The sequence below is a fragment of the Lentzea sp. NPDC058450 genome (assembly GCF_042721395.1).
Taxonomy (GTDB): domain Bacteria; phylum Actinomycetota; class Actinomycetes; order Mycobacteriales; family Pseudonocardiaceae; genus Lentzea.
This window is the reverse complement of record NZ_JBHXLO010000021.1, coordinates 1-6,723: the sequence shown is the minus strand read 5'-3', so window position 1 is coordinate 6,723 and position 6,723 is coordinate 1. Positions and strand designations below refer to the sequence as shown.

The window sequence follows — 6,723 nt, the reverse complement described above, 5'->3', positions numbered from 1 at the left end:
GTACGCATCGTTTCCCGGTGGCCAGGGCGCAAACACCCCTACCCGGCCCCTAGGGAACCCTTGCGTTCGCGGCTTCCTATGAAGTCGTGCAGACAAAGCAAGAGCTCCCTCGCGCGGAGGAAGCTCGGGGAAGGACAGGACCGCGCGGGGGGACTCCCCGCGCGGTCCGGGATCAGGCGCCCAGGGCCACGACGTTCCAGAGATCGGCGGGCAGGTCCCTGCGCTGCGTGATGTTCAGCTTGCGGTAGACCTTCGTGAGGTGCTGCTCCACCGTGGACACCGTCACGAACAGCTTCGTGGCGATCTCCCGGTTGGTGTGCCCGAGCGCCGCGAGCCCCGCCACCCGGCGTTCCGCGTCGGAGAGCGCGCCCCAGCGGGCCTCCGCCCTGGCCTCCCCCGGCGACGTCTCGGCACGGGACTCGTTGTCGGGGATCAGCTGCGCGCACAACGTCTCCGCCTGGCAGTCCTTGGCGAGACGCCAGGCGCGGCGAGCCGTGATCCGGGCGCGGTCGGGCTGCCCGAGCTCGTGGTACATCTGCGAGAGGTCGGCCAGCACCCGCGCGACCTCCAGCTGCGCACCGGCGGCCTGCACCTCCTCCAGCGCCCCGTAGAGCAGCTGCGAACGCTGCCGCAGGTCCGTGGTGGCGGCCTTGACCCGCATCGCCATGCCGCGCGACAGCGACCTGTCCAGGACCGGCAGTGCGAGCTGCTGGTCGGCCAGTTCCCTTGCCTTGGCGTGGTTTCCGAGCCGGGTGTAGACCTCGGCGGCACCGGCGCGCCACGGCACGATGCCCGGCGAGTCGATCCCCCACTTCACCATCAGCTCGCCACAGGTCAGGAAGTCGCCCAGCGCGGCGTGCAGCTGTTCGGTCGCCAGGTGGTAGTGCCCGCGCGCGTAGAGGTAGTGCAGCCCGTAGCGGCCCCGGTAGGCGTGCTGGGGCACGCGCTGCCGCATCGCGGCCGCGGCCTCGTCGTAGCGGCCCATCGCGGTGGTGGCGAGGATCAGCGTGCCGAGCGCCATGCCGATGCTCGCGCCCCAGATCCGCGGGTCGACCTTCTCCAGCGCCTCCTGCGCGTGGTCCCGCGCGGTGCCCAGGTCTCCGGTGCGGAACGCCACCTCGGCGCGGACCATCGCCGGCACGCCGTGCCAGCCGGGCGACGAGTGCGGACCGCGCTGGACCAGCCGGTCGCACCACGTCTTCACGCTGTCGAGCTTCTCCAGGTACAGCAACACGTGCAGCGCGGAGCTGATCTCGTCGGACGGCTCCTCCGCGAGGTTGGCGCTCTGCAGGACGCGCTCCGCGGTCATGATCAGGTTCTCGTCGAGCCGGCCGTCGACGACCTGCGTCAGCGCCGCGGCGGCGTCCACCCGCATCCCCGTCCGCACGTCGACCCCGACGGGCTCCAGGCGGATCTGCGGCACGTCGGCGACGAGGTCCGGGTACGCCCCGGCGGCCCACATGCGGGCGATGGCGACCTCGGCCCGGTCGTGGTCGTCGAGCTCCGCCGAACGGGACACCAGCTTCGCGAGGCCCTCCGCCACGTCGTCACCCCGGCCGTGCACGACCAGCAGGCGCACGAACCACGACAGCCCGTGGCCCAGCAGCCTCCCCTCGCGCATGGCCTGTCCCAGCTCGGGCACGTGCTGCAGAACGGAAGCGGGCGCCAGGCGTTCCTTGAGGCGCACCAGCATCATCACGAGCTCGACCGGCGCGTCGTCCGCGTGGTCGCTCAGCGCGAACTCCAGGTACTCGACGGCTTCCGCGACCTGGTCGTCGAGGATCGCCGCGTCGGCGGCCTCGCGCAGCAGGGGCAGCGCCCACGCCGGGCAGGACGTGCCCGACGCGACGAGGTGCGCGGCGACGACGCGCCGGTCCTCGCCGTCCTGCGAGAGCAGGCACGCGACGCGCTGGTGCAGCTCGGGGAGGTCCGTGTGGATCGACGCGTCGTCGAGCACCGCCTCGCGGATCGCCGGGTCGCGGTAGTTGGCGCCCAGCACCAGCCCCATGTCCGCGAGGGTCTCGACGTCCTTGGCCACGGCCTTCTGGCCGACCTCCAGCACGCGGGCCAGCAGCCTGGTCTGGTCGGAGTGCGAGTCCAGCACGGCGAGGGCGTGGGCGACCTCGCGGATCGCCGGGTCACCCCGGTGCAGGCAGCTCATCACGGCTTCGGCGAACCCCTCGCCCGCCACCGGAGCACCGTCGAAGGGGGTGCGGTGCTGGTCCTCCAGCAACGCGCGGAGCAGCAACGGGTTGCCGCCGGTCATCTCGTGGTAGCGCGCGCCGAACTCGTCCGCGACCCGCGATCCCAGCTCGGCGGCCACGACCTCCGCCACACCGCGGGGCGACAACAGGCTCACCCAGACGCTGTGGCGGTGGGGGTGGCGGAGGAACTCGGTGTGGAACAGCGAGCGGGGCTCCCGCGCACCGACGCCCTGGGTGAGGACGACGGCGACGCGCGTCGACCGCAGCCTGCCCAGTACGTGCAGCAGGGCCTCCTTGGACAGCTCGTCCGCGTACTGGACGTCGTCCACGACGATCACGACGGGCCGGGTCTCCGCGATGGCGAGCAACGCCGTGCTCGCCTGGCGGAGCAGGTGCCCCCGCCGCGCGGCGTCCGCGTCCGTCCCCAGTGGACTCGCGCTCTCGGCCGGCAGCTGCTCGGCGGAACGGTCCTGGCGGAACTCCTCCGGCACGTTGCGCTGGAGCTGGCTGAACACCCCCAGCGGTAACGAGCGTTCGCCCGGCGTGCAGGAGGCGCTGAGCAGGAGCGCCTCCGAGCGCTGGACCTCCTCGCCGAAGGCGTGCAGCAACGCGGTCTTCCCGGTGGCCCTGGCGCCGGTGATCATGGCCACCGCCGACCGGCCCTGCCGGCAGTCCTCCAGCACGTGCAGGAGGGTGGCCAGCTCGCGCGTTCGTTCGACCAACATCTACGACCACGTTCCTCTCGCGGTGTTGTCCCCCCGGCCCTGCGGACGAGCGCGCTGCGAACCAACAGCGACAAGCTCAGACCGAGGGGTGTGACACCAGGGCATTCCGGCACTGCGAAAATCAGACCCCGAGAGCCCTTAGTACATCCCCTAGTCAGCCCTCAATTGAGATGCCTGAGCCCGAAAATTAGAGCCTTGATAGCAATGCGATAGAACCGCGAAAACCCGTGCACGCCCCGCTTTTAGCAGACCCCCGACGAGCGCGAACCGCCAGCACCGGCCAGGCGTGACGCCCCGAGGCGAACCCACGGAAACGAAATGCAAAAAATAACCAACGGGAACAGCTGACATCGATTTAACACGGATGCGCACATACGCGCCACCCGTCACTTCCTTAATAAAGACTTCACAAACGCGGCCACGAAGTTCATCTGCCGAACCTGTACCGTTCGGCCCCGCCGCCGCACCGCCACCGCCCCCGGCACGACAGGGGTCACCCCAGGCCGGACAGGGGTTCGGCAGGGGGTCTCGCCGGGTTGTCGCCCGGCGACGGCGCTGCCTAGCGTTGTCGCGTTGGATGTCTCATCCGACCGGGAAATCGCATCCCCGTTCCACCTTCACGTCGTGGAGGCCGTTCACCACCGGGCCGCTTCACGACCGTCATTGCCCACCCACCGTCAACTAGGGGCCGAAGCACATGAGGATCGCTTGCTGGCAGACCGTCGCGGGTGGTGAGGCCCCGAGGACGCGGTTACGGGCCACAGCACACGAAGCCGCCGCGGCGGGTGCGCGACTACTGATCACGGCAGAGGTCTCGCTGACCGGGTACCACCTGGGTCCGCGCAGGCTCCGCCAACTCGCGGAGCCCGGCGACGGCGCGATGTGCACCGAGGTGGCGGAGATCGCCGCCGAGGCCGGCATCGCGATCGTCTTCGGCTGGCCGGAACTCGCCGACGGCAACGTGTACAACTCCGTCCGCATGGTCGACAAGACCGGCGAGACCCTCGCGACCTACCGCAAGACCCACCTGTTCGGCGACATCGACCGGGCGATCTTCGAACCCGGCCAGACGCCGGTCGTGCAGGCGGAGCTCGACGGGCTGACCGTCGGCATGCTGATCTGCTACGACGTCGAGTTCCCCGAGACCGTGCGGGCGCACGCGCTCGCGGGCACCGAGCTGCTGGTCGTGCCGACCGCGTTGATGAAGCCGTGGGAGATCGTGGCGCAGACGCTCGTGCACGCCCGCGCGCTGGAGAACCAGATCTACGTCGCGTACGTCAACTGGTCGGGCTCCGAACGCGAGCTCGACTACTGCGGCCTCACCCGCGTGGTAGGGCCGTCCGGCTTCGCGCTGCACGACGACGTGCACGGCGAACAGCTGGTGCTGGCCGACCTCGACCCCATGCGGATCACGAAAGCCAAGCAGGTCAACGACTACGTCGCCGACCGACGGCCGGACCTCTACGGCTCCCTTTCCACTGACCCTGCCTGAACAGGTCACCACCGTCACACGGGGGTAGCGCACATGGACCAAGGCTTCCCGTCCGACGCAGTTCCGCACGGCCTGCGATCGCCGGTCACGATGTTCGGCCCGGACTTCCCGTTCGCCTACGACGACTGGCTCAACCACCCCGCGGGCCTCGGCGCCCTACCGGCTTCGGCCCACGGCACCGAGGTCGCCGTCATCGGCGGTGGCATCGCAGGCCTCGTAGCCGCGTACGAGCTGATGAAACTAGGCCTGCGGCCGGTTCTCTACGAGGCCGAGCAGCTGGGCGGCCGGATGCGCTCGGTACCGTTCCGGGAGCACCCGACGTCGGTCGCCGAGATGGGCGCCATGCGGTTCCCGCTGGCGGCCACGACCTTGTTCCACTACATCGACAAGGTCGGCCTGCGCACCTCGCCGTTCCCCAACCCGCTGTCGCACGAGACCCCCAGCACCGTGGTGGACCTCAAGGGCGTCAGCCACTTCGCCCACACCATGACCGACCTGCCGGTGATCTACCAGCAGGTGGCGGACGCGTGGGAGAAGGCACTGCACGAGACCGCGGAGCTCTCCGCGATGGCGGACGCGGTGCGCACCCGCGACGTGGCGGCCATCAAGGCGATCTGGAACCGCCTGGTCCCCCGCCTGGACGACGTCTCGTTCTACGGCTTCCTGGCCGGCTCCCCGGCGTTCGCCTCGTTCGAACACCGCGAGATCTTCGGCCAGGTCGGCTTCGGCACAGGCGGCTGGGACACCGACTTCCCCAACTCGATGCTGGAGATCCTGCGCGTCGTCTACAACGGCGCCGACGTAGACCAGCACCGCATCATCGGCGGCAGCCAACAGCTCCCGACCAGACTCTGGTCGCACGCACCAGAACGCCTGGACCACTGGCCAGAAGGCACAACGCTGGCCTCCCTCCACAAACGAGGCGTGCCCAAGCCCGCAGCCAAGTGGATGCGCCGCACCGCACACGGCATCACGGTAGAAGACGCCGAGCACGGCATCCGAACCTTCCCGGCAGCAGTGTTCACCGCACAGAGCTGGGCACTCCTGTCGAAGGTCAAGACCGACGAATCCCTGCTCCCCCAACCGTTGTGGACCGCGGTAGAACGCACCCACTACATGGGCAGCTCAAAACTCTTCGTCGTAACCGACCGCCCCTTCTGGCTGGACATAGACCCCAACACGGGCAGGCACGTCATGAGCATGACGCTCACCGACCGCATGCCCCGAGGCGTCTACCTCTTCGACGACGGCCCGGACAAGCCAGGCGTCATGTGCCTGTCCTACACCTGGAACGACGACTCGCTCAAACTGGCGACCCTGACCCTGGAAGAACGGCTGGAAGTGGTCCTGGGCTCCCTGGCCGAGATCTACCCGGGCGTAGACGTGCGCACGCACATCATCGGCGACCCGGTAACCATCACCTGGGAAACCGAACCGCACTTCATGGGCGCGTTCAAGGCCAACCTGCCGGGCCACTACCGCTACCAGCGCCGGCTCTACACGCACTTCATGCAGGACAACCTCACCGACGCCCAGCGAGGCCTCTTCCTGGCAGGCGACGACATCTCGTGGTGCGGCGGCTTCGCAGAAGGCGCGGTAACCACAGCACTGAACGCGGTCTGGGGCGTCCTGCACCACCTGGGCGGCCGCACCCACCGAGGCAACCCGGGCCCAGGCGACGTCTTCGCCGAGATCGCCCCACTGGAACTCCCCGACCACTGACACAGCCCACAAGCCACTTCCCCTCCCACCGTCGAGCCCCCGCGATCAGCTGATCGCGGGGGCTCAGACGTGTTCCGGCAGAAGGAGGAAGAAGCATGGAGGAAGGACGAGAAGCGGCCGAGGCCGAAGTGGACCGCGGACGGACTGGGACGAGGACCTCGCCAGAACGACGAAGAGGCGTGTCCCGATAGGACACACCTCTTGGCAGTCGGGCAGACGTGGTGCGGAGGGAAGCAGGGCCGGGCGAGACGACGTAAGGCAAGACGGTTCGAGGTAAGACGGGTTAGGGCAAGAGGGGTTGGGCAAGACTCAGGTCACCAATGGCTTTAGGTGTCCGCGATGCCGAAGGCGAGCCCGTATGAGCGCGAGCATCGCGATGGCGCAGCCGAGCCCAGGCAAGACCCAACGCAATGCCGAAGGCGAGACGTCCCTCCTGGGCGCACCACATCAACCGGTAATGACGTGACGTACCAGCACAAACGCAACCACGCTGCAAAGAGATTGGGGCTTGACTTTGGGTGCGAGGTGCTAGCTTCGAGAGCTCGGCCGGGCGCTTTTCAGCCCGGCCTTTTCCGGCCGA

General features: G+C 68.9%; 3 protein-coding genes. 2 read left to right on the top strand and 1 reads right to left on the bottom strand.

Features of this window, described 5'->3' with window-relative positions; translation table 11 throughout:
• Positions 1–172: 172 nt before the first annotated feature.
• Positions 173–2,929: an AAA family ATPase gene (locus ACFWNN_RS28765; protein WP_382443055.1), complete on the bottom strand. Its 2,757-nt coding sequence runs from the start codon at positions 2,927–2,929 to the stop codon at positions 173–175.
• Positions 2,930–3,626: 697 nt separating this feature from the next.
• On the opposite strand from ACFWNN_RS28765, the gene ACFWNN_RS28760 reads away from it, so the two are divergent.
• Together ACFWNN_RS28760 and ACFWNN_RS28755 are read left to right on the top strand one after the other, a co-directional pair.
• Complete coding sequence (locus ACFWNN_RS28760; protein WP_382443054.1) at positions 3,627–4,421, top strand: carbon-nitrogen hydrolase family protein; 795 nt, start codon at positions 3,627–3,629, stop codon at positions 4,419–4,421.
• A 33-nt stretch (positions 4,422–4,454) separates the two neighbouring features.
• Entirely contained in the window at positions 4,455–6,143 is a 1,689-nt protein-coding gene (locus tag ACFWNN_RS28755; RefSeq protein ID WP_382443053.1) for a flavin monoamine oxidase family protein, read from the top strand.
• Positions 6,144–6,723: the final 580 nt, after the last annotated feature.

Excerpts from the sequence above, each read along its gene's own strand:
- ACFWNN_RS28765 (WP_382443055.1), bottom strand. The coding sequence starts at position 2,929 with ATGTTGGTCGAACGAACGCGCGAGCTGGCCACCCTCCTGCACGTGCTG.
- ACFWNN_RS28760 (WP_382443054.1), top strand. The coding sequence starts at position 3,627 with ATGAGGATCGCTTGCTGGCAGACCGTCGCGGGTGGTGAGGCCCCGAGG.
- ACFWNN_RS28755 (WP_382443053.1), top strand. The coding sequence starts at position 4,455 with ATGGACCAAGGCTTCCCGTCCGACGCAGTTCCGCACGGCCTGCGATCG.